Raw genomic sequence first — 20,835 nt, 5'->3', positions numbered from 1 at the left:
GCCCTAAACGATGCGCCCTAAACGATGTCCTGGGACTTGGCGAAGCGCGTAATCGCGCGCTGGGTGCCGCGGTTGGCGAGGACCTGGATGATGGCGCTGACGGCCGCTGAGATCAGCGCGAAAGTCAGGGCCGAGCGCAGCGTGGTGGGCACATCGTCGTCGTTGCCCTTGGGCGGCTGGCTGCCGGTTGCTTTCTCCCAGAAGCTGTCTACGAGCTTGGTGCCAACAAAGCCGGCGAGCAGGCTGACGCCGGTGCCGAGCAGTTTGATCAAGATGTTCATTCTTCGGACTCCTTGTGGGAGGAAACAGGGTTTCCCCTAGCCTAGCGGTCCTTGCCCGCGGGGTGAGCCGCGGCACCGGTCCCGGTACTGCGTCGGAGGATGACGTTACCGGTGACCCTCGGGCGGGCGGGGGCATCTTCGCCTGAAACTTCGACGCCTCCCAGCGCGGCGAGCCTGCCCAGCTCCTCCAAGGGCAGGTGGACCGTGGTCAGGGGCGGGCGGAAGTCCTGCAACGTTTCTATGTCGTCGAAACCTGCGACCATGACGTCCCGGGGGACCTTCAATCCTTTGGCGCGCAGCGCTGCCACGGCGCCAATGGCCATGACGTCATTGACGGCAAAGACGCACGGCCGGGACGCTGCACCACGTGGCGGTGCCTCAGCGTTTCGTGTGCCGCGGAGCCTTCTTGCCAGCGTCAGCCCTGCCTCGTAGCCTCCGGCGCGGTCGAATCCGGTGCGCAGGACCTCCGCCTGCGGGACGCCGGCCGCGGCCAGTCCGCGCTGGAAACCGCGGACGCGGTCGTCGGAGGTGAGCAGCCCGTCGGGGCCGCCGATGATGGTGAAGCCGTCCGGGTGGTGGCCCGCGGCGAGCTCGCGGGCGAGCTCAGCGGCCAGTTCTTCATTCGGGACGGCCACGACGTGGTATCCCTCCGGGGATGTTGTTCCGAGGATGGGGTGTCCCACCGTGCCCACCCGGCCGCCATTGCGGCAGTACCGGTCAAGTTCGGCGGCCAGGGCGGCGTTGGCCGCACCGTCCTGCGCTCGGGTGGAGCGCGACCCGGCAATCACGATGGAGTCTGCCCGGCGGGCAGCGAAGGCAGCGACGGCGGCGCGCTCATCGTCCGGTGTTCCGTCGGTGGTGGCCAGCAGGACCATCTTGTGCTGGTCCCGCGCCGTCTTCTGGACACCGCGGGCGATGGACGCGAAGTAGGGGTCGGCGATGTCATGCACAATCAGCCCGATCAGGCCGGAGCTCGACCTGGCCAGCCCCTGGGCCTGGGCGTTGGGAACGTAGCCAAGCGAGTCGGCGGCCTTCCGGACCCGCTCCGCGATGCCGGGGCCGGGCGTCCTGGCAGATCCATTTAGGACGCGGGAAGCGGTGGCCAGGGAGACCCCGGCCAGTCGGGCCACCTCGGCTAGTGTGCTCGCGGCCACGGTATTCCCCTCGACTTGGCTCTTTACCTTCGGGCAATCGAACCCTTGGCGTTGATCACAGTGTAGCAATTTCTTGGAAAGCGCTTGCCAATGTGGCTGCGGGAATGCATGATGAAGAAAGTGGGAATGCGCTTTCCCAGCAGCTTGACCGACAACCATCCACTCTGGAGGACACGCCATGGGCTTCGAAACAAAGACGATCCGCATCGCCATGAACGGCATTACCGGGCGGATGGGGTACCGCCAGCACCTGCTGCGTTCCATTCTTCCCATCCGCGACGCCGGCGGATTCACGCTGGAAGACGGCACCCGCGTCCAGGTCGAGCCGATCCTGGTGGGCCGAAACGAAGCCAAGATCCGTGAGCTCGCGGAGCTGCACAAGGTCGCGGAATGGACCACCGATCTCGACTCCGTCATCAACGATCCCAGCGTCGACGTTATTTTCGACGCGTCCATGACTAGCCTGCGTGCTGCCACCCTCAAGAAGGCCATGCTGGCCGGCAAACACATCTTCACCGAGAAGCCGACTGCTGAAACTCTGGAAGAAGCGATCGAGCTGGCGCGCATCGGCGCTGAGGCCGGCGTCACTGCAGGCGTTGTGCACGACAAGCTGTACCTGCCGGGCCTGGTCAAACTGCGCCGGCTCGTGGACGAAGGGTTCTTTGGCCGCGTCCTGTCCATCCGCGGCGAATTCGGCTACTGGGTCTTCGAGGGCGACGTGCAGGCTGCCCAGCGCCCGTCCTGGAACTACCGCAAGGAAGACGGCGGCGGAATGACCACCGACATGTTCTGCCACTGGAACTATGTCCTCGAAGGCATCATCGGCAAGGTCAAGAGCGTCACCGCCAAGACCGCCACCCACATCCCGGCACGCTGGGACGAGGCCGGCAAGGAATACGCGGCCACCGCCGATGACGCCTCCTACGGCATCTTCGAACTCGAAACCCCAGGTGGCGACCAGGTTGTCGGGCAGATCAACTCGTCCTGGGCAGTCCGGGTCTACCGTGACGAACTTGTGGAATTCCAGATCGACGGCACGCATGGCTCCGCCGTCGCCGGCCTGAACAAGTGTGTCGCGCAGCAGCGCGCCCACACGCCCAAGCCCGTCTGGAATCCGGATCTGCCGGTCACGGAATCCTTCCGCAGCCAGTGGCAGGAAGTACCTGCGAACGCCGAACTCGACAACGGCTTCAAGCTCCAATGGGAGGAATTCCTGCGCGACGTTGTGGCAGGCCGCGAGCACCGCTTCGGCCTGCTCTCCGCAGCCCGCGGCGTGCAGCTCGCGGAGCTGGGCCTGCAGTCCAATGACGAGCGCCGCACCATCGATATCCCGGAGATCACGCTCTGATGACATCCCTGATCCTTCCGTCCCACGACGGCGGCACACGGGAATACCGCCTGCAGGACAGCACGCCCTGGGCCCGCCCGACTGCGCCCCTGACGTCGCGCCGCGCCTACGCCGCCGCGCACGTCATCCCCGACGCCACCGCCGACAACACCCCCGGCGCACCAGCGCGCCTCGACTGGGAAGCCACCATGGCCTACCGGCACGAGCTCTGGTCCTACGGCCTGGGCGTCGCCGACGCCATGGACACCGCCCAGCGCGGCATGGGCCTGGACTGGGCTGCCACGCAGCAGCTCATTAAGCGCACCGGTGTCGAAGCGGCCTCCGTCGTCGCAGCCAATGGCGCCGCCACGGCCGGAAAGTCAGTCCGGGACCTGGTGTCCTGCGGGGCAGGTACCGACCAGCTCGAGCTGGAACTCCTGCAGCCCGGCGCCGCCGGGGTTCAGGCGGTGCTGGAGGCCTACCGCGAGCAGATCGCGGTCGTGAGTGAGGCAGGACCGAAAGTCATCCTGATGTCCTCGCGCGCCTTGGCGAAGGTCGCCCAGGGGCCAGACGACTACCTGAGCGTCTACTCCACCTTGCTCCGGGAAGTTGACCGGCCCGTCATCCTGCACTGGCTGGGCACCATGTTCGACCCCGCCTTGGCCGGGTACTGGGGCTCGCACGACGTCTCCCAGGCCACCGAAACGTTCCTCAGCCTGATCCGGGAGAACTCATCCAAGGTTGACGGTGTCAAGGTTTCGTTGCTGGACGCGGCCCATGAGGTCTCCCTCCGGGCGGCGCTGCCCAGCGGGGTCCGGCTTTACACCGGTGACGATTTCAACTATCCGGAACTGATCCACGGTGACGGCACCCGCCACTCGGACGCGCTGCTGGGTATTTTCGCTGCGATCTACCCGGCAGCGTCCGCCGCGCTGCAGGCCTACGACGCCGGAGACGCCGCCCGGGGTCGCGCCATTCTGGATTCCACCCGGGAACTGGGCAAGCACATTTTCAGTGCGCCCACGTTCTACTACAAAACCGGCATCGCGTTTCTGTCCTGGCTCAACGGGCAGCAGCCGGGCTTCCAGATGGTGGGCGGGCTGCATTCCGGCCGCTCAGTGGTCCATTTGGCGAAGACCTTCGAGCTGGCTGACCAAGCCGGACTGCTCCAGCGCCCGGCCCTCGCCGCGTTCCGGATGTCCGATTTCCTTCGAATCAACGGAGTAACACGATGAGCGACTTTTCCCGGCTGTCCCTGAACAGCGCCACCACGAAGAGATGGACCCTGGCCGAGGCGGTCGACGGGTGCGTCCGGGCCGGTATCCCCGCGATCGGCCCCTGGCGGGACATCGTCGCTGACGCCGGGCTGGACGAGGCTGCCAGGCTGATCAGGGACGCCGGCCTGCGGGTGTCCTCGCTCTGCCGCGGCGGGTTCCTCACCGCGGCTGACCGGGAGGGCCAGGCAGCGGCCCTGGCCGATAACCGGGCGGCCATCCTCGAGGCAGTGGCTCTCGACACCCGGGAGCTGTTCCTTGTGGTGGGCGGACTGGCCCCGGGCGAAAAGGACGTGGTGGCCGCGCGGCGGCGCGTTGCCGACCGCCTGGCTGACCTGGTGCCGTTCGCCGCCGAAAACGGTGTCCGCCTGGTGCTCGAGCCGCTGCATCCCATGTACGCCGCGGACCGCGCCCTGATCTCCACCCTGGGCCAGGCCCTCGACCTCGCCGCTCCCTTCGACACGAGCACCGTCGGCGTCGCCGTCGACACCTTCCACGTCTGGTGGGACCCGGAACTGAAGGCGCAGATTGACCGTGCCGGCCGGGAACACCGGATCGCGTCCTATCAGGTCTGCGATTTCAACCTTCCCATCGCCACCGACGCACTGCTGTCGAGGGGATACATGGGCGACGGCGTCATCGACTTCGCCACGATCGGAACCTGGGTCCGCGACGCCGGCTACACCGGCGACATCGAAGTGGAAATCTTCAACCAGGAAATCTGGGACACGGACGGCGACAGCACGCTGGAGACCATCAAAGCGCGTTACGCCGACCTGGTCCTGCCATACGCCTAGCGGGCGCCGGGCGATGCGGGTCCTGGCCGCGGAGGGCGCCCCGGGGGCGGCCCCCGCAGGGGAAGCGCCAGCAGCGTAGCGAGCATGTCCTCGATGCGGTGAGCGGCTGGGTCTAGTCCGACGGCGCGGCGCGGCCCAGGATCTCCGAGAGGGCTTCCACCACCAGCTCGTGGTCGGCCTTCTGCGGCAGCCCGGAGACCGTGACGGTGGCGACCATCCCGGTTCCGCGCAGGTAGATGGGGAAGGCGCCGCCGTGCGCGGCGAACTCCTGCTGGTCGAACCAGGCGTTGTCCTCGATCCTTCCCCCGGCTGCCCGTGCCCGGAGGCCGACCAGCAGCGAGGGGACCTCGTACCGCACGGCAGTGCGCTGCTTGGCCCTGATCCAGCGTTCGTTGTCCGGGGTGGCGCCCTCCAGCGCCGCGTGGAAAAGCACCTGCTCACCTTTGGTGATATCGATGGCGATCGGGTGGGAACGCCGCCGGCCCAGTTCCACCAGGAGGAGTCCCAGGTCCAGGGCGTCATCCTTGCTGAACGACCGGAACTGCAGCTCATTCATTTCGGCCAAAATGCGGCCGATGAGCGCACCCAGGGACCCGTGCGGCTGCGGTTCCGCGGCGTCCGGGTCGTAGTCGGGGGAAGTCACTGGTGAATTGTTCAATTGATTCAGCTTCCGTTTGTAAGCCGCCGCTGTGGCCGGCAGGCCCCGGCGTCCGGCGTTCCCATGCTTTGTGCGACTCTACCAAGCCGGCCGCTGCGGGGCGCGGGCGCCGAAGCCGGCGGATTGTGACGGCGGGCCCGGGAAAACAACCCTTCACGGGTGTAAACTGGTCCACGCCCACAAGGGCGATATTTAGATACGACAGGGGAGCGCCGCCGTCGGGCATCACCGGAGGAATCCGGGGAAACCACAGGTGGGCGCTGAGAGTGCGGACAGCCGCAGACCCTCGAACCTGATCCGGTTAGTACCGGCGCAAGGGAGTCGAGTTCTCAGAGTGCGCGGGACGGCGGCGGAAGCTGTGGGCCCCCGGGTCACTCTCCCCTCCTGTTCCTCAGGAGGACGATATGACTGACACATCAGCCGAGCACACATCTGCCAAGCAAGAACCTGCCAAGCAAGAACCTGCCAAGCACCAACCATCCCCGACGCCCGCCAAGCGCAGCCACAACTGGCGTGTGGTGGACATTGTGGTGGCCGCGTTGATCGCGGTGGCTGGCGGCGTCATCTTCTGGGCCTGGTCCCAGGGCGCCAACCTCATTTCCGCCCCCGTCAACGCGTTCTACCCGCCGCTCACCGGGCTCTACGCCGGCGGCTGGATGATCCCCGCGGTACTGGGCATGCTCATTATCCGCAAACCGGGCGCCGCACTGTTCTGCGAAACCGTGGCCGCCACCGGCGAGCTGATCATGGGCTCGCAGTACGGCACCACCGTACTCATCTCCGGCATGCTGCAGGGCCTTGGCGCCGAACTGGTTTTCGCCGCCTTCATGTACAAGAAGTTCAACCTGCCGGTGTCCCTGCTGGCCGGTGCCGGGGCGGGCCTGTTCTGCGGTTTGAATGATTCGTTTTTGCCCTGGGGCTGGAACATCGCGTACGCCGGCGGGGACAAGCTCGCGTACATCATTTTCACGGCCATCTCGGGCGCCGTGATCGCCGGCGGGCTGTCCTGGCTCGCCACCCGCGGCCTGGCCAGGACCGGTGTGCTGAGTTCCTTTGCCTCCCGCAAAGCCGCCACGGAGCCGGTCTTCTCCTGACGTCCGAACACCGATCATGACATCCTCCGATACGGTCCGCCCGGCCACGGTCACCGCCCGGGGCTGGGGCTGGCGGCACGCCGGCCGGTCCCGGCCCGCGGTGAGCGGCCTAGACCTGGACATCCGGCCCGGGGAGCGCGTGCTGCTGCTGGGACCCTCGGGTGCCGGCAAATCCACGCTGCTCCACGCCCTGGCCGGTGTGCTCGGCGACAACTCCACGGGCGGCGCTCACCCTGCCTCCGGCGCCGCGGCGGAGGCCGAGGATGCGGACGAGTCCGGCAGCCTGCTGATCGACGGTGCCCCGCCGCGGTCCCGGCGCGGCCGGGCCGGGCTGATGCAGCAGGACCCGGAGACCCAGGTGGTGCTCTCGCGCCTCGGCGACGACGTCGCGTTCGGCGCGGAGAACCTGTCCGTGCCCGCGGCGGATATCTGGTCACGGGTCGCGGAAGCGCTCGACGACGTCGGGCTGGGCCGGCTGCCGCTGGACCACCCGACGTCGTCGCTCTCCGGGGGGCAGAAGCAGCGCCTGGCGCTCGCCGGCATCCTGGCGATGCGCCCCGGACTGATCCTGCTCGACGAACCAACCGCGAACCTCGATCCCGCCGGCGTCTTGGAGGTCCGCGACGCCGTCGGCCGCTGCCTGGATAAGACCGGCGCCACCCTGGTGGTGGTGGAGCACCGGGTCTCGGTCTGGAAGGACCTCGTGGACCGGATCGTGGTGCTGCAGCCCGGTTCCGCCACGGACTCCGCCGTGCTGATCGACGGGCCGCCGGACCAGGTCCTGGCGCAGGCACGGGACATGCTCACCGCGGCGGGCGTCTGGGTGCCCGGTTACGCGCCCCCGACCCGCGCGCGCGGCACACGGGACGCCGGGGCATCCGGGAGAACCGCGCCCGGTGCCGGCACCGCGGGGCGGCTGCTGCTGGCCGCGGAGGACCTGGCCGTTTCGCGCGAACGTCCGCGGCGGGCCGGTCTCCGCGGCGGCTTCCGGCCCATCCCGCCGCAGCCCGTGCAGGCCGGCATCACGGCCCAGGTCCGGGCCGGGGAGGCCCTGACCGTCACCGGGCCCAACGGCTCGGGGAAGTCCACCTTCGCCCTCACGCTCGCCGGGCTGCTCGCGCCCGTGTCCGGCAGGGTCTCTGCCACCGTGGAACTCAGCGCCGGCGCCGGGATTGACCCGTACCGGTGGAAGGCCCAGCAGCTGATCGCCAGGATCGGCACCGTGTTCCAGGAACCCGAGCACCAGTTCGTCACCGGCCGGGTGCTCGACGAGCTGATGTTCGGGCCCCGGCACCTGGGCCGCGGCGAGGATCGTGTGGACGAGCTGCTGGAGCGGCTGCGGCTCACGGAGCTCGTGGACGCCAACCCCTACACGCTCTCGGGCGGCGAAAAGCGGCGCCTGTCGGTGGCCACTGTCCTCGCCGCCCATCCCCAGGTGCTCGTCCTGGACGAACCCACCTTCGGCCAGGACGCCAACACCTGGGCCGAGCTCGCCTCCTTCCTCTCCGAACTGCTCGACGACGGCACGGCCGTTGTGTCCGTGACGCACGATGCCGAATTCAGCGCGGTCCTGGGCGGCACCGAGCTGAGCCTCCGGGCCCCGGAACGCCGGGAACCGGGACATCCAGAACCGAGACACCGGCAACCGGGGAAGGTCCCCGCGCCATGAGGCAGGAACTGACGCTGCGCGGCAACCATGCCCTGCTGACCCGCGCCAACCCGCTGGCGAAGTTCGCCGCCGTGATGCTCATTACGATGGTGCTGGCGCTGTCGATCGACTGGGTGTCCGCCTCGGTGGCCCTCGCGTTCGAGCTGGCGCTTCTTCCGCTGGCCGGACTGACCCTCGGCCTGCTCTGGCAGCGGGGCTGGCCGCTGATTCTGGCCGCCGCGCTGGGCGGCTGGAGCACCACGATCCTGGCCCCCGACAGCGGGAGCATCCTGCTCGACGCCAGGATCTGGTCGATCAGCGAGGGCTCCCTCGAACTCGGAGTGGGGTTCATGATCCGCGGCCTGGCCATCGCGCTGCCGGCGGTGCTGCTGATGAGCTGCACAGACCCCACGGACCTGGCGGATGCCCTCGCGCAGAAGGCGAAGCTGCCGCACCGTTTCGTCCTCGGGACCCTTGCGGCGATGCGGCTCGTGGGGCTCATGGGCGAAGAATGGCAGACCATCGGCATGGCACGCCGCGCTCGCGGCGTGGGCTCCCACGGGAATCCGCTGCAGCGGCTCCGCGCCACCCTGGGGCAGAGCTTCGGGTTGCTGGTGCAGGCCGTCCGGCGCGCCTCCCGGCTCGCGGTCACCATGGAGGCCCGGGGCTTCGGCGGCGCACACCGGACCTGGGCCCGGAAATCGAGCTTCAGCGGGGTGGATGCCTGGGTGCTGCTGGGCGGGGTGCTGATTGCCGGTACCGCCGTCGCCGCCTCGCTGGCGGCGGGTACCTGGAACATGGTCTTTCTCGCCCGGCAGTAGCTGCGGTTATCGCACGGAACGGGTATTCCTGTGAGATTGGCGGCATTGCGACCGGAATGCCGCGTGTTGGTAGATCATTCGTGATATTTTCTGGGTATGACTCAAGAGACTGCTGAAGAAGTTGGCGCCCTGCTCCGCGACGCCCGTGGCCAGAAAGGCTGGACCCAGGGGCAGCTCGCCGCCGAGCTGGGCACCAGCCAGAGCGCGATTGCCCGAATGGAACAGGGCAAGCAAAACCTGAGCCTGAAAATGATCCAGCGGCTCGAGTCCATCTTCGGCCGCAGCATCGTCAAGGTGGGCCGGCCGGCCATGACGCACCTCCGGGTCGAGGGCGGCCGCACCCTGTCCGGCTCCGTCGACGTCAACAGCAGCAAGAACGCCGGCGTCGCCCTGCTCTGCGCCAGCCTGATCAACCGCGGCACCACGACCCTGCGGCGGCTCGCCCGGATCGAAGAGGTCAACCGGATCGTCGAGGTGCTGACCAGCATCGGCGTCGAATGCACCTGGCTCAACGCCAGTGACCTGCAGATCCGCCGCCCCGCCGTGCTGGACCTCGATTCGATGGACGTCGAGGCGGCCCGCCGGACCCGCAGTGTCATCATGCTGCTGGGCCCGCTCCTGGATGAATCCAACGCCTACCGGCTGCCCTACGCCGGCGGCTGCGACCTCGGCACCCGCACCGTGCAGCCGCACATGCAGGCGCTGCGCCAGTTCGGCCTCAGCGTCGACGCCAAGGCCGGCTTCTACGCCGTGCAGGCGCCGCCGTCGGACCGGCACGACCGTTCCTTTGTGCTCAGCGAACGCGGCGACACCGTCACCGAAAACGCCATCATGGCCGCCGCACACCGCAGCGGCACCACTGTCATCCGCAACGCCAGCCCCAACTACATGGTGCAGGACCTCTGCTTCTACCTGCAGATGCTCGGCGTCGGGATCGAGGGCGTGGGCACCACCACGCTGAAGATCACCGGCCGCCCCGCCGTCGACGCCGACATCGAATATTTCCCCTCCGAGGACCCGATCGAGGCGATGAGCCTGATCACCGCCGGCATCGTCACCAACTCGGATGTGACCATCCGGCGCGTCCCGATCGAGTTCATGGAAATCGAACTCGCGACGCTGGAACAGATGGGCCAGCGGCTGGAGGTGTCCGGCGAATACCTGGCCCGGAACGGGCGCACCCGGCTGGTGGATGTCACCACCCGGACCTCGGAACTGCGGGCCCCCGAAGACAAGATCCACCCCATGCCCTTCCCCGGGCTGAACATCGACAATCTGCCCTTCTTCGCGGTCATCGCCGCGAATGCCGAGGGCCAGACAATGATCCACGACTGGGTCTATGACAACCGGGCGATCTACCTGACCGAGCTGAACAAACTCGGCGCCAGGGTGCAGCTGCTGGACCCGCACCGGATCTACGTCAACGGACCCACCAAATGGCGCGCGGCCGAGGTGGGCTGCCCTCCGGCTCTCCGCCCCGCGGCCTGCCTGCTGCTGGCAATGCTCGCCGCCCGCGGCGTCTCGGAACTGCGCAACATCTACGTGATCGAGCGCGGCTACGAGGACCTGGCCGAGCGGCTCAACACCATCGGCGCGAAGATCGAGTACTTCCAAGACTGAATCCTCTGGACATTTCCAGGCCACGGGGGTCACTCCGCGCCCATCGGGAGACGCCGCATGCGGTGCGGAGTGACCCCGCGTTGAGGTAGAGCGTTTCGTTGGATCCTGACGCACAATAGAACCATGCGCACCTTCGGCGTGGAGGAAGAACTGCTGATAGTGGACCCCGAAACGGGGATGCTGCTGGCCCTCGCCGACGTCATGCTGCCCAGCCTGGTCCCGCCGAAGCAGGACGCGGGCCCGGTCGACCCGGCACGGCTGCACGACGTCGGCGTCGGCACCGATTTCAGCTACGAACTCAAACTGGAACAGATCGAAACCCAGACGCGGCCGTGCCTGGACTACACCGAACTGCTCCGGCAGCTCAATCAGGGCCGGGCCCACGCGGACCGCGCCGCCCGGGTGCACGGCGGCCGCGTCGCCGCCCTCGCCACCTCGCCGCACGGTTCCGCCACGCACCTGACGCCGAACCAGCGCTATCTGACCATGCAGCAACGCTTCGGACTCACGGTCCGGAACCAGCTGACCTGCGGCCTGCACGTCCATACCTTCGTGGAGTCTCCGGAGGAAGGCGTGGCCGTGATGGACCGGATCCGCGACAAGCTCGCCGTGCTGATCGCGCTCAGCGCGAACTCCCCCTACTGGAACGGCGCGGAGACCGGGTTCGAAAGCTACCGCACGCAGGCCTGGAACCGCTGGCCCGGGTCGGGTCCCACGATGATCTTCGGCAGCCTGCCGGTCTACCGGCGGGTGGTGACCCGGCTGATCGAAAGCGGCGTCCTGATGGACGAAGGGATGGTCTACTTCGACGCACGGCTGTGCCGGCAGCATCCCACCGTGGAGATCCGGGTCGCCGATGTCTGCCTCCGCGCCGAGGACGCGGCGCTGATCGCCGTGCTGGTGCGTGCGCTCGTCGAGTCGGCGTCCCGGGAATGGAACGACGGCGTCGATCCCGCCCCGGTGCCGACCCTGCTGCTGCGGATGGCCGCCTGGCAGGCCAGCAACTGCGGACTCGGCGGGCAGCTGCTGGACTTCGGCACCTTCACCCCGGCTCCCGCCGCGGAAGTGGTCCATGCGCTCGTGGACTTTGTGGCCCCCGTGCTGGAGGAGCAGGGTGAGCTGGAGCTGGTGCGGGCGGGCGTCGGCCGGATCCTGGCGGAGGGCACCGGGTCGCAGCTGCAGCGGGAGCCGTTCCACCCAGGAGGGCTGGCCGCCGTCGTCGAACGGGCCGCCGACGTGACCATTCAGGGAACCGTTACGGGGGACCCTGCGGACCAGGGCTCCTCCCTGGGCCGGGTCCGCCGCGGCCGGCCCTGACGGCGGACCGGCACAGCCCTAGACCTGCTTGAGCGCCTGGCCGAGGTCGCGGACCAGGTCCTCGAGGTCCTCAAGGCCCACGGAGAGGCGCACGACGCCGTCGCCGAGCCCGATCGCCGCCCGGCCCTCGGGCCCCATGGCCCGGTGCGTTGTGGTGGAGGGGTGGGTGATGAGCGATTTCGAATCGCCCAGGTTGTTGGAGATGTCGATGATCCGCAACGCATCGAGCAGCGCGAACGCCGCCTCTTTCGCCGAACGTCCGGCGGACGGGGAGAGCTCGAAGGTCAGCACGGTGCCGCCGGCCTTCATCTGCCGGGCGGCCAGCTCGTACTGCGGGTGGGACGGCAGGAGCGGATACCTGACCCAGCTGACGGCGGGCTGCTCCTCAAGCCATTCGGCCAGCCGCAACGCGGACGCGGAGGAGTGGTTCACGCGCAGGGCCATGGTCTCCAGCCCCTTGGTCAGCACCCAGGCGTTGAACGCGGAGAGCGCCGGTCCGGTGTGGCGCATGAGCTGCTTGACCGGGCCCTCGATGAACTCCTTGGTACCCAGGATCGCCCCGCCGAGCACCCGGCCCTGGCCGTCGATGTGCTTGGTCCCTGAATACACGACCACGTCTGCGCCGAGCTCCCCGCAGCGCTGCAGCAGGGGGGTGGCGAAGACGTTGTCGACGACGACCGTCGCCCCGGCGGCGTGCGCGAGGTCGCTCACGGCGGCGATGTCCACGATTTCCTGCATCGGGTTCGACGGCGACTCGAAGAAGACCGCCGTCGTCGGTTCGGACAGCGCCGCCCGCCACTGCTCCAGGTCCGGGCCGTCCACAAAGACCGTCTCGACGCCCCAGCGGGGAAGGATTTCGTTGAGGATCACGAAGCAGGACCCGAACAGCGAACGGGCCGCGACGACCCGGTCGCCGGCGGCCAGCAGGGCGCCGAGGGCAGTGAAGACCGCGGACATGCCCGAGGCGGTGGCGAAGCAGGCCTCGGTGCCTTCGAGCAGCCGGAGCCGCTCCTGGAACGTGGCCACCGAGGGGTTTCCGTAGCGGGAGTAGACGAAGCGCTCGTCCTCACCGGTAAAGGCACGCTCCGCGGCGGCCGCGGATTCGTACACGAAACCGGAATTCAGGAAGACCGGTTCGGAGGTTTCCTGGAAGCCGGTGCGGTCGAGTCCGCCGCGGACGGCCTGGGTGTCGGCGCTCCAGCCCGTGGCGTCGGGGTTGAAGCTCACTTAGTGCTTTCCGAGGTTGGTGGGCAGGCCCCGGTTTTTCCAGCCGTTGACGGTGCGTTCGCCGTAGCGGTCCGGCTCGCCTTCAAAGCCCTCAAGGACGTTGTAGGAGATGAACCCGGCCTCCGTCGCCGCGATCGCCGCGGCGATGGACCGGGCGCCCGAACGGCACAGGAAGACCAGTTCGGTGCCGGCATTCTCCGGCGTCTGCTGCTTGAGCTGCTCAACGAACTGGGAGTTGGGAATGCCGCCGGCCAGGTTCCACTGGATGAAGAGCGGGTCATTCTCCGTTTCCTTGGTGTCCGGGATGCCGATGTGCGCCCATTCGCCCTCGGTGCGGACGTCCACCAGGATGGCGCCGTCTTCCAGCTTGGCCCAGGCCTCCTGCGGGCTGAGGTCCCCGGCGTAGCTCACGCGTGGCCCTCGCCGTCGAACTCAAGGTCATCCACGGCATTGGCGACGGCGGCATCGGCGCTGGCGACCGCGGCCGGCAGCACGACGGCCTGGGCCACGATTACGCGGCCGCTGTTGGACGTGGCGGCAGGGCCGCCGTGCAGCACATAGCCCTCCGTCAGGGCGGCCGAGACGCGCTCGCAGAAGGCGCGGTCATCGGCGCCGGTGAACAGGCGGTACGCCAGTCTCTCCTCGGCGGCACCGGGGACTGCGGGGGTCGGGGCGGGTGCTGTTACGGGGACAGCGGGGGCGGACGCGTCAGGCACGACGGATCTCCTTCTTTCACGCTTGCAGCTCGAGTGGTCGATATGCCGAGTATTCACCTGAGGCACCCCGCCGCGGAAGGAGGGTTGCCGACCGGCCAGTCAGGGCTTGGCGCCGGTTCTCATTACTCACCAAAAACGTAACACCTGCGACGCCGGCCCGCACCGCCGCCGCCGTCATGTTAAGTAACGGTCCGTCCAGTAACGCGAGGTCGGCTACGGCGCAATTCCGGCGCCCGGCCGGGCGCTAGGCACCCCGCGTTGCCGTTGGGGGCGGGGAAGATCACTGGATCGTGGCGTACAGCGCGTTGAGCTCCGCGGTGAGCTGCCGGCGCAGCTCCGGGGTGCCGATTTCCTTGCCGTCAATATGGTTGACGGGCGCCAGCAGCCGGATGCTGGAGATCAGCCACACGGCGTCGGCGTCGTACAGGTCGCGGGGCTCCAGCGGGCCGTAGCCCAGCTCCCAGCCGGCGGTCTTCGCCGCGGTGAACAAGGCGCCCTGCGAGGTGCCGGGCAGGATCCCGCTGTCGAGCTGGGGCGTGATGAGCCGCCGGACGGTGCGGACCCCGCCGGCGCCGTCGTGGGTCGTTTCCAGGTGCGCGAGCAGCACGGTCGCCGTCGGACCCTCCAGGACCCGGCCGTCCGCGGAGGTGAAGATGACGTCGTCCGCGCCCTGGGCATGCGCGTAGCGCAGCGCGGCCATGTTGACGGCGTAGGAGAGGGTCTTGGCGCCCAGGAGCAGCCACGGGGCCCGTTCCCCGATCTCGCTGTCGTAGCCGCGGTCCAGCAGGATGACGTCGATCCCGGTGTCGCGCTGGCGCCTCCCGGCGGGTCCGGGGGCGGAGGCCTGGACCCAGCAGGTGGGCCCGGAAGCACCTTCGACGCCGCGGGTCACCAGGAGCTTGACCACAAGTTCGTCGTCCGCGACAGTTGCGGCGCCCGGCACGTGCCGGCGCCGGTATTCGCTGATTGCCGTCGCGATGGCCCGGCGCCAGGTTTCCTCGGCCGGGATGTCCAGTTCCAGCAGCCGGGCGGACCCGGCCAGCCGGTCCAGGTGCGCCTGGAACTTGCGGGGCTGCCCGCCCACGGCCAGCAGCGACTCGAAGACCCCGTCGCCGCGGGTGGCGCCCTGGTCCGTCGCCATCAGCTGCGGCCTCGTCGCATCGGCCAGCCGGCCGCCGTCGAACGAGGGATCGAGGAAGACCAGCACCGGGACAGGGGCGGGGGCGGCAGGAGAAGTCATGGCTTCAGCTTAGTGCGGCGGGCTGCGGGATAGGATTTGACGGTTGCCCGTACCGGAACTGTTCCGCGGGTCTGGAACTTGAGGGGTTCGTCTGTGTTGTGGCCTTTTTCCCTGGCGGAATCTCTCCCGTCCTGGGTGCTCCTGATCCTCACCGTCGTTGACCTCGCCATCCGCGTGCTGGCCCTCGGCATCATCCCCGGAAACCGGCGGCCCACCACGGCCATGGCCTGGCTCCTGGTCATCTTCTTCGTCCCGGCCGTGGGCCTGGTCCTCTTCCTGCTCTTCGGCAACTTCCGGCTCTCCCGCAAGCGCCGGGCGCAGCAGGACGCCGTGAACACCCGGGTACGCGCCGGCACCTCCGATCTGGCGATGCTGGAAAGCCGCTACGAGGGCCCGCAATGGGTTTCCTCCGCGGCGGAACTGAACAAGACACTGGGCTCGCTGCCGATGGTGGACGGCAACCACGTGGAGCTCCTGCCCGGCTACCCGCACTCGATCAAGGCGATGGCCGCCGCCGTCCGGGACGCCAAAGAATTCGTCAACGCCGAGTTCTACATCCTGAGCTCGGACCACGTCACGGACGAGCTGTTGACCGCGATGGAGGAGGCCGCCGAGCGCGGCGTCGAAGTCCGCCTCCTGTTCGACCACTTGGGGACCCTGCGCATCAAGGGCTACAGCAAGCTGATCGCCCGGCTCAAGGCCAGCAAGATCCGCTGGCGGCCCATGCTGCCGCTGAACCCGCTGCAGGGGCAATGGCGCCGGCCGGACCTCCGCAACCACCGCAAGATCATGGTGATCGACGGCGAAATCGCCTTCACCGGCTCGCAGAACCTGATCGAGCCCTCCTACAACAACCCGCGTCACCGCAAGATGGGCCGCGAATGGGTCGAGCTGATGGCGTCCCTGCGCGGGCCGATCGTCACCACGCTCAACGTCGTCTTCGCCACCGACTGGCTCAGCGAAACCGACGAATCCCTGGAGGACCAGCTCGCGCGCCGGCCCGAACTCCACGCCGGGCACGTCACGGCCCAGGTGGTGCCCAGCGGGCCCGGCTTCATCACCGAGAACAACCTGCGGCTCTTCAACACGCTGATCTACTCGGCGCAGCGCAAGATTTCGATCTGCAGCCCCTACTTCGTCCCCGATGATTCGCTGCTGTACGCGGTGACGACGGCAGCCCAGCGCGGCGTCGACGTCGAGCTCTTCGTCTCAGAAAAGGGCGACCAGTTCCTGGTCCATCACGCCCAGCAGTCCTACTACGAGGCGCTGCTGGAGGCGGGGGTGCGGATCTACCTGTACAAGGCACCCTTCGTGCTCCATGCCAAGCACTTCACGATCGACAACGAGGTGGCCGTGCTGGGTTCCAGCAACATGGACATGCGCTCCTTCTCGCTGAACCTCGAGGTCTCGGTGATGCTCCTGGGGGAGGACATCGTGCAGCGGATCAGCGCCGTGGAGGACACGTACCGGGACATTTCGCGCGAGCTGAAGCTCGAGGACTGGATGAAGCGGCCGATGGGGGTCAAATACGTGGACAACGTCGCCCGGCTGACGGCGACGCTGCAGTAAGCCTGCGACGCCCGCCGCAGCCCGACGCCCGCCGGCGCCGCGCCGTTGCGGCGGCGCCCGCGTCAGCCGGGCGGGAACTCCGCGCCGAGCGCCGAGAGGACCCCGAAGGCCTTGGTCCGGATCTCCTCGTACTCCTCCTGCGGCGAGGAATCCGCGGTGATCGCGCCGCCGACGCCGAGGCTGAGTCCGGTGCCGCCTCCGGGCAGCTCCCTCAGAACGAGGGTGCGGATCGCGACCGCCAGGTCGGTCGCGCCGTTGAGCGAGAAATAGCCGATCGCTCCGGAGTACACACCCCGGGGGGCGCCCTCGAGCCGGTCCAGGATGTCCATGGTGCTGACCTTGGGGGCGCCGGTCATCGAGCCGGCCGGGAAGCAGGCCGCGACGGCCTCGGCCCGCGGCATCCCGGGCCGCAGCCGGGCATCGATGGTGCTCACCATCTGGTGGACCGTGGCGTAGCTTTCGATCGCGCAGAGCCGGCTGACCGACACCGAGCCGGGCACGGCAAAGTGGCTGAGATCGTTGCGCAGCAGGTCCACAATCATGATGTTCTCGGCGCGGTCCTTCGGGGAGGACACCAGCTCATGCCGCAGCAGCGCGTCCCGTGCGGGGTCCGCGTCCCGGTGCCGGGTGCCCTTGATCGGCTCGGCGCGCATGCCGCCGTCGGCCGTGATGCGAAGGAACCGCTCCGGCGAGGTGCTCGCCACGGTGAGGTCCCCGAACCGCAGGTAGCTCGCGAACGGCGCGGGATTCCTCCGGCGCAGCGCCAGGTAGGCCCGCCCGGGGTCCAGTGCGGCGGGGAGTTCCGCTGCCAGCACGGTGGTCAGGCAGACCTCGTAGGTGTTGCCCTCAGCGATCTCGTGCTGGGCCTGGGTGATTTTGGATTTGTAGGAGACTTCCGAGTCCCGTGCTGCGAAGTCCGGGCCGGGGGCCGGGGCGGACGGTTCGACGGCTCCGCTGCCGCTGGCTCCGCTGTCGGCGGCCCCCGCGGCCGGCCCTGAGCATGTCTCGGTGGCGGTGCGGGCCGTCTGCAGCCAGCCGACGGCGTCCGCGCTGTCCAGGGCCAGCAGCCAGACCGTGCCGTCCACATGGTCCAGCACCACCGCGCGTCCGGCGAACAGCAGGCAGGCGTCGGGGGATTCGGCCGTGACGTCGCTGCCGCCGGTCTCGCGTTTGAGCTCGTAGCCGAGGTAACCCAGCCAGCCCAGGGTGAACTCGCAGGGGTAGTCCGCCGGGGCGCGGAGGTCAGGGCGGCCCCAGACCCCGTCGAGCCAGCGGAAGAACGGCCCCTCGGTCCGGACGCTGGCGTTGCCGACGCTGACGCGGGTGGCGCCCGAACTGTGCCGGACCGACTGGCCGAACGGGCCGCCGTCGTCCGCCAGGATGCTGAAGCGGCTCCGTTCCGCCCCGGCGCTGCCGTCCGGTGCGAGGGAGGAATCGAGCCAGACGGCATTGGCTGAGTGGCCGAACAGGGATTCGAACAGCCGGGGCGGATCCGGGGTGGCGTCGATCCGTTCGGCGCGGAGCTGGAGGGCGCGGCGGGCACCCAGCTCGGGAAGAAGCGCCGGGGCCAGCGCCGGCAGGTATTGGAGCGCCTGCAGCACTTCCGCGGGAGCGGCACCGTCGGCAAGGTTGAGCACCCGGACATCGGCGCGGGCGGGAACGTCGTCCCCGGCCAGCCACGCCAGCTCCTGGGCGGCCCACTCATCCCAGTAGGGTTCGTAGCTTGCGCCGTCGCGGGCCAGGGCCCTGCTGCGCCGGTCGTGTTCGGGCGAATCGGCCCAGACCACCGCGGTGAGGAAGGGGCGGGCGGCCTCCGCGGCGGCGCCCACGCCTTCCACCAGCACGATTTCGGCCGGCTGGGTCGTGCGCATGTCGCCGTCGTAGTGGGCGTTCCAGTCCCAGCTGACCCATTCGGCCGGATCGCCGCGGCGCAGCGGGGCCAGGACGGTCGAGACGTAGCGTTCAATGCCGGCCGCGAGGCCGTTCCAGCCCGGGTAGATGTCCTCAAGATGGAAGAGGGAAACCTTGTGGTGTTCGCGGAGCCGTGCCGCCAGTTCGATCGCCAGGGTGGTCTTGCCTGCGCCGGAGCGTCCGTCGATGGCGATGATGACGGGTGCGGGACTCATGAAATAGAGCGTACCGGCTGCCCTGCGGTGCCGGGGTGCTGGCCGTCCGGCCGTGGACGCCCGGCGAGCTCGGCCAAGACGTGCGCCACGATCCCGGGAAGCGCGGCGTGGATCAGCTTCCAGGTCAGCTCGAAGTCCGCGTGGCCGCCGTACCAGGGGTCTTCGATGCCCTGGTCCAGGGGATCCTTGCCCGCGACGGCCGGGTCAAAGCTGCGCAGCATCCGGATCTTGGACAGCGATTGGCGGTCCGGCGCAGCCTGCTGCAGCCAGCCGAAATGGTCCACGTCCAGGGCCAGGATGAGGTCGCGGGTGTGGAACCATTCAGCCTGCCATTCGCGGGCCACATGGCGGTCCGAGGAGATGCTGTGGGCGGTGAGCTTACGCGCGGCCCGCGGGTCAATGGGGCGGCCCACCTCATAGGCCGTGGTTCCTGCCGAATCCACGACGGCGCCGGCCAGGCCCTCGGCGGCGATGGCCTCCGCCAGCATCAGCTCGGCCATCGGCGACCGGCAGATGTTACCGGTGCAGACCGCGATGATCCGGTACTGGCTCGACGTTGAGGTCATAGTGCAAGCATGAATCATGCGGGTCCTCTTGGCTAGTTTCCGGGCCGCGGATATTACAGACTTGTCACACTTGTATTTCCGACTGTCATGAGCGGGCGGGCGGGGACCTGCGGCCAGCGCCGTGACCAGGGACTGCTGGCCGCAGCGGTCAGTGAATGAGGGCCAGCAGGACGCCGACTGCCATGAACAGCACGCCGAACGTCCGGTTGAGGATCCGCTGCCCCCGGGCATCATGCGTGAAGCGCTGGAAGGACTTGGCCGCGGCGGCGAAGAAGAACCACATGACGAGGACGTCGATCACGATCACGGTGGCGGACAGGGCCAGGTACTGCGGCAGCAGCGGCGCCTCCGGACGGATGAACTGCGGCATGAAGGCCAGGAAGAACACGATCGCCTTGGGGTTCAGCAGGTTGACCCACAGGCCACGGCGGAACATGGCGACGGCCGGCTCGTTGCGCAACGCGGCCGCCTTCTCCTGATCCAGATCGGGTTTGTGCCGGAACTGCTGGATGCCCAGGTAGACAAGGTAGGCGGCGCCGGCATACCGGATCACGTTGAACGCGACCGGCGAGCTGGCCACCAGCACCCCGACGCCGAGGGCCACGATCACGATGTGCACCACCAGCGCGGCCTGCTGGCCAAGGATGCCCCAAATGGAACGCCGGAAGCCGGAGTTCAGGGAATTGCTCATGGTGTTGATGGCGCCCGCACCGGGCGTGAAGCTGATCAGGACGCCGGCGCCCGCCAGGGCCAGCCACAGGGAGGGTTGCACTGATTCAGTGTACTGGCGGGGGAGGGCCTCTTTGGCGGTAACTGCACGAGGAGTCGCCTCGCAACGCCGTCACCCCCCGGCCGTTCCGCATCCGGGGTCACTCCGGGCGCAGACGCACCGGTCCAGCTCCGAATGGGACCAGTGGAGCATGGTCCGGGGAAGACCGTCGTGACTTGGATACTGGTCAAAGTACATGCGCGCGCGGGCCGACATGTACCCCGTTTCGTCGATGGCGATGTGATCGATCAGCTGCATCGCCGCCTTCCATTCCAAGATGCGGGCCTCGTCCAGAACCGGATCCGAGCAACCGAACTCTTCACTGAATCTGCCAGGGTGGGCGATCGCAAAATACCTGGTGTATTCCCGGTCCAGCGCCGTCAGGACAGCATCGTGGAACGGGGCCAGGAAGCCCGCGAAATCGTCGGCGATGACCTCCACGCTGTCCAGCTGCATTTCCGCATCCAGGGCAATCAGCACGAGCCTGGGCGTGAGTTTTCCGTCCTGGACGATGAGCGGGTGGGCGAGTATCACGAAGTCAAAACCTGCTTGGATGATCATGTCTTGATGCTAGAAAACCCGGCTTTGGAGGTCTAGGGCGGAACGCCGCTTTGTGGACAACGGGCGGCCA

20 protein-coding genes and 2 riboswitches are annotated in these 20,835 nt (G+C 68.4%); of the genes, 9 read left to right on the top strand and 11 right to left on the bottom strand.

Annotated features, from left to right (window positions below):
- Positions 1-17: 17 nt before the first annotated feature.
- Positions 18-281 (bottom strand): DUF4235 domain-containing protein, encoded by a 264-nt coding sequence (locus ACZYZ5_RS14235; protein WP_463902464.1) that lies wholly within the window; start codon positions 279-281, stop codon positions 18-20.
- A gap of 41 nt (positions 282-322) precedes the next feature.
- On the bottom strand, positions 323-1,435 hold the full coding sequence (locus ACZYZ5_RS14230; protein ID WP_463902463.1) for a LacI family DNA-binding transcriptional regulator: 1,113 nt from the start codon (positions 1,433-1,435) through the stop codon (positions 323-325).
- A 178-nt stretch (positions 1,436-1,613) separates the two neighbouring features.
- Here ACZYZ5_RS14230 and ACZYZ5_RS14225 point away from each other — a divergent pair, with 178 nt between their 5' ends.
- Genes ACZYZ5_RS14225 through ACZYZ5_RS14215 form a run of 3 tightly spaced genes read left to right on the top strand, consistent with a single transcriptional unit; the run spans position 1,614 to position 4,833 of the window.
- Positions 1,614-2,783: a Gfo/Idh/MocA family protein gene (locus ACZYZ5_RS14225; protein WP_463902460.1), complete on the top strand. Its 1,170-nt coding sequence runs from the start codon at positions 1,614-1,616 to the stop codon at positions 2,781-2,783.
- Positions 2,783-3,997 carry a dihydrodipicolinate synthase family protein gene (locus ACZYZ5_RS14220; RefSeq protein WP_463902459.1) on the top strand — a complete coding sequence of 405 codons (1,215 nt, stop codon included), beginning with the start codon at positions 2,783-2,785 and terminating at the stop codon, positions 3,995-3,997. Before ACZYZ5_RS14225 ends, ACZYZ5_RS14220 begins: the two co-directional genes overlap by 1 nt.
- Positions 3,994-4,833 (top strand): sugar phosphate isomerase/epimerase family protein, encoded by an 840-nt coding sequence (locus ACZYZ5_RS14215; protein WP_463902457.1) that lies wholly within the window; start codon positions 3,994-3,996, stop codon positions 4,831-4,833. The genes ACZYZ5_RS14220 and ACZYZ5_RS14215 overlap by 4 nt, the downstream gene beginning before the upstream one ends.
- A 112-nt stretch (positions 4,834-4,945) precedes the next feature.
- Here ACZYZ5_RS14215 and ACZYZ5_RS14210 read toward each other — a convergent pair whose 3' ends face one another.
- Positions 4,946-5,476 carry a heme-degrading domain-containing protein gene (locus tag ACZYZ5_RS14210; RefSeq protein WP_463902456.1) on the bottom strand — a complete coding sequence of 177 codons (531 nt, stop codon included), beginning with the start codon at positions 5,474-5,476 and terminating at the stop codon, positions 4,946-4,948.
- Positions 5,477-5,684: 208 nt separating this feature from the next.
- Positions 5,685-5,828: riboswitch (TPP riboswitch) on the top strand.
- Positions 5,829-5,895: 67 nt separating this feature from the next.
- On the opposite strand from ACZYZ5_RS14210, the gene ACZYZ5_RS14205 reads away from it, so the two are divergent.
- From ACZYZ5_RS14205 to ACZYZ5_RS14185, 5 genes are all read left to right on the top strand, one after another.
- Positions 5,896-6,585 (top strand): ECF transporter S component, encoded by a 690-nt coding sequence (locus ACZYZ5_RS14205; protein WP_463902455.1) that lies wholly within the window; start codon positions 5,896-5,898, stop codon positions 6,583-6,585.
- Positions 6,586-6,601: 16 nt separating this feature from the next.
- Positions 6,602-8,254, top strand: coding sequence for an ABC transporter ATP-binding protein (locus ACZYZ5_RS14200; RefSeq protein WP_463902453.1), 1,653 nt, complete (start codon positions 6,602-6,604; stop codon positions 8,252-8,254).
- Complete coding sequence (locus ACZYZ5_RS14195) at positions 8,251-9,054, top strand: energy-coupling factor transporter transmembrane component T family protein (protein WP_463902451.1); 804 nt, start codon at positions 8,251-8,253, stop codon at positions 9,052-9,054. The genes ACZYZ5_RS14200 and ACZYZ5_RS14195 overlap by 4 nt, the downstream gene beginning before the upstream one ends.
- Before the next feature lie 96 nt (positions 9,055-9,150).
- The gene (locus ACZYZ5_RS14190; protein ID WP_463902450.1) at positions 9,151-10,674 is read left to right on the top strand and encodes a UDP-N-acetylglucosamine 1-carboxyvinyltransferase; all 1,524 of its coding nucleotides are present in this window, start codon (positions 9,151-9,153) and stop codon (positions 10,672-10,674) included.
- A gap of 123 nt (positions 10,675-10,797) precedes the next feature.
- On the top strand, positions 10,798-11,991 hold the full coding sequence (locus tag ACZYZ5_RS14185) for a glutamate--cysteine ligase 2 (protein ID WP_463902448.1): 1,194 nt from the start codon (positions 10,798-10,800) through the stop codon (positions 11,989-11,991).
- Between the two features lie 18 nt (positions 11,992-12,009).
- On the opposite strand, the gene ACZYZ5_RS14180 is transcribed toward ACZYZ5_RS14185, so the two are convergent.
- The 4 genes from ACZYZ5_RS14180 to ACZYZ5_RS14165 all read right to left on the bottom strand — a co-directional run bounded on the left by ACZYZ5_RS14180 (position 12,010) and on the right by ACZYZ5_RS14165 (position 15,174).
- Positions 12,010-13,218 (bottom strand): O-succinylhomoserine sulfhydrylase, encoded by a 1,209-nt coding sequence (locus ACZYZ5_RS14180; protein WP_463902446.1) that lies wholly within the window; start codon positions 13,216-13,218, stop codon positions 12,010-12,012.
- Positions 13,219-13,629 carry a rhodanese-like domain-containing protein gene (locus ACZYZ5_RS14175; protein WP_463902443.1) on the bottom strand — a complete coding sequence of 137 codons (411 nt, stop codon included), beginning with the start codon at positions 13,627-13,629 and terminating at the stop codon, positions 13,219-13,221.
- Positions 13,626-13,853, bottom strand: coding sequence for a DUF1737 domain-containing protein (locus ACZYZ5_RS14170; protein ID WP_463902527.1), 228 nt, complete (start codon positions 13,851-13,853; stop codon positions 13,626-13,628). Before ACZYZ5_RS14170 ends, ACZYZ5_RS14175 begins: the two co-directional genes overlap by 4 nt.
- A gap of 94 nt (positions 13,854-13,947) precedes the next feature.
- A riboswitch (SAM riboswitch) is annotated at positions 13,948-14,061 on the bottom strand.
- A gap of 153 nt (positions 14,062-14,214) precedes the next feature.
- Complete coding sequence (locus tag ACZYZ5_RS14165) at positions 14,215-15,174, bottom strand: aminodeoxychorismate lyase (protein WP_463902442.1); 960 nt, start codon at positions 15,172-15,174, stop codon at positions 14,215-14,217.
- 93 nt (positions 15,175-15,267) lie between these two features.
- On the opposite strand from ACZYZ5_RS14165, the gene cls reads away from it, so the two are divergent.
- Positions 15,268-16,743, top strand: a complete 1,476-nt coding sequence (gene cls / locus ACZYZ5_RS14160) for a cardiolipin synthase (protein ID WP_463902440.1) — start codon at positions 15,268-15,270, stop codon at positions 16,741-16,743.
- A 62-nt stretch (positions 16,744-16,805) separates the two neighbouring features.
- Here the strand turns inward: cls and pabB are convergent, their stop codons facing one another.
- From pabB to ACZYZ5_RS14140, 4 genes are all read right to left on the bottom strand, one after another.
- Positions 16,806-18,869 carry an aminodeoxychorismate synthase component I gene (pabB, locus tag ACZYZ5_RS14155; protein WP_463902438.1) on the bottom strand — a complete coding sequence of 688 codons (2,064 nt, stop codon included), beginning with the start codon at positions 18,867-18,869 and terminating at the stop codon, positions 16,806-16,808.
- The gene (locus tag ACZYZ5_RS14150) at positions 18,866-19,435 is read right to left on the bottom strand and encodes a low molecular weight protein-tyrosine-phosphatase (protein ID WP_463902437.1); all 570 of its coding nucleotides are present in this window, start codon (positions 19,433-19,435) and stop codon (positions 18,866-18,868) included. The genes pabB and ACZYZ5_RS14150 overlap by 4 nt, the downstream gene beginning before the upstream one ends.
- 148 nt (positions 19,436-19,583) lie before the next feature.
- Complete coding sequence (locus ACZYZ5_RS14145; RefSeq protein ID WP_463902435.1) at positions 19,584-20,207, bottom strand: LysE family transporter; 624 nt, start codon at positions 20,205-20,207, stop codon at positions 19,584-19,586.
- A 69-nt stretch (positions 20,208-20,276) separates the two neighbouring features.
- On the bottom strand, positions 20,277-20,765 hold the full coding sequence (locus ACZYZ5_RS14140) for a hypothetical protein (RefSeq protein ID WP_463902433.1): 489 nt from the start codon (positions 20,763-20,765) through the stop codon (positions 20,277-20,279).
- Between the last annotated feature and the right edge of the window lie 70 nt (positions 20,766-20,835).

The sequence above is a fragment of the Pseudarthrobacter ribosi genome, from assembly GCF_055412865.1.
This window is presented reverse-complemented; position numbering and strand designations above follow the sequence as displayed.

What these genes read in the sequence shown, in the direction of transcription:
- ACZYZ5_RS14235 (WP_463902464.1), bottom strand. Translation starts at nt 281, where the DNA reads ATGAACATCTTGATCAAACTGCTCGGCACCGGCGTCAGCCTGCTCGCC.
- ACZYZ5_RS14225 (WP_463902460.1), top strand. Translation starts at nt 1,614, where the DNA reads ATGGGCTTCGAAACAAAGACGATCCGCATCGCCATGAACGGCATTACC.
- ACZYZ5_RS14220 (WP_463902459.1), top strand. Translation starts at nt 2,783, where the DNA reads ATGACATCCCTGATCCTTCCGTCCCACGACGGCGGCACACGGGAATAC.
- ACZYZ5_RS14215 (WP_463902457.1), top strand. Translation starts at nt 3,994, where the DNA reads ATGAGCGACTTTTCCCGGCTGTCCCTGAACAGCGCCACCACGAAGAGA.
- ACZYZ5_RS14205 (WP_463902455.1), top strand. Translation starts at nt 5,896, where the DNA reads ATGACTGACACATCAGCCGAGCACACATCTGCCAAGCAAGAACCTGCC.
- ACZYZ5_RS14200 (WP_463902453.1), top strand. Translation starts at nt 6,602, where the DNA reads ATGACATCCTCCGATACGGTCCGCCCGGCCACGGTCACCGCCCGGGGC.
- ACZYZ5_RS14195 (WP_463902451.1), top strand. Translation starts at nt 8,251, where the DNA reads ATGAGGCAGGAACTGACGCTGCGCGGCAACCATGCCCTGCTGACCCGC.
- ACZYZ5_RS14190 (WP_463902450.1), top strand. Translation starts at nt 9,151, where the DNA reads ATGACTCAAGAGACTGCTGAAGAAGTTGGCGCCCTGCTCCGCGACGCC.
- ACZYZ5_RS14185 (WP_463902448.1), top strand. Translation starts at nt 10,798, where the DNA reads ATGCGCACCTTCGGCGTGGAGGAAGAACTGCTGATAGTGGACCCCGAA.
- ACZYZ5_RS14165 (WP_463902442.1), bottom strand. Translation starts at nt 15,174, where the DNA reads ATGACTTCTCCTGCCGCCCCCGCCCCTGTCCCGGTGCTGGTCTTCCTC.
- pabB (WP_463902438.1), bottom strand. Translation starts at nt 18,869, where the DNA reads ATGAGTCCCGCACCCGTCATCATCGCCATCGACGGACGCTCCGGCGCA.
- ACZYZ5_RS14150 (WP_463902437.1), bottom strand. Translation starts at nt 19,435, where the DNA reads ATGACCTCAACGTCGAGCCAGTACCGGATCATCGCGGTCTGCACCGGT.
- ACZYZ5_RS14140 (WP_463902433.1), bottom strand. Translation starts at nt 20,765, where the DNA reads ATGATCATCCAAGCAGGTTTTGACTTCGTGATACTCGCCCACCCGCTC.